General features: G+C 26.5%; 1 protein-coding gene. It reads left to right on the forward strand.

The window, feature by feature from the left end; translation table 11 throughout:
- Positions 1 to 341: 341 nt before the first annotated feature.
- Positions 342 to 488 (forward strand): hypothetical protein, encoded by a 147-nt coding sequence (locus G3997_RS01065; RefSeq protein WP_296646751.1) that lies wholly within the window; start codon positions 342 to 344, stop codon positions 486 to 488.
- Positions 489 to 670: the final 182 nt, after the last annotated feature.

The raw sequence follows: 670 nt of genomic DNA on the forward strand, positions 1-670 counted from the left end.
TTTTAACACAATGTTGAAATTAGATAAATTTTAAATAATAAAAAATAAAGAGTTGTATGAATAAGCAAATACAACTCTTTACTTAGTTCGCATTATATTAAATTTGCGAATAATATTTTCAACATTTTTTGTGYTAATATTTTTATTGCTTGTTTCAACATTTTTTGTGTTAATATTTTTATTGCTTGCTATATTCTTTATAGCAAGCTTTTAAAAATATTATAAAATTTAATRCATTCTTCGGTAAGAAAGAATTTGGTGCTATACTTGGTGTAGTTCAAATATTCTTCGCTGTAGGATTTGCTGCTGGTTCTTCAGTATTCGGATTCTTAGTTGATAATATGGGATACATGGTTGCATGGTGGTCTGTATTCGCATTTATATTAGTATGCTACGGAGCTTTAGTACTTGCTTCTATAGGTATGTCTAAGTTAAATAAAGAAAGAATAGCAAATTTAACAAGTAATTCTACAAAAGAAGTTATATAAATAAATAATAGTATATAGCATTGTTAAATAATATAAAAAATAAATTTTAATAATTAAAGAAAGGAATTATGACGATGGAAAAGAAAACTCTTCAAAAGAATCTTGGGTTCGCTGCTGCTTTATCAACTGTTGTTGGTATGGTTATAGGTGGTGGTGTATTCTTTAAACCACAAGCAGTTTTC

Origin of the sequence: Romboutsia sp. 13368, from assembly GCF_018336475.1 — a bacterium.
Classification (GTDB): Bacteria; Bacillota; Clostridia; order Peptostreptococcales; family Peptostreptococcaceae; genus Romboutsia.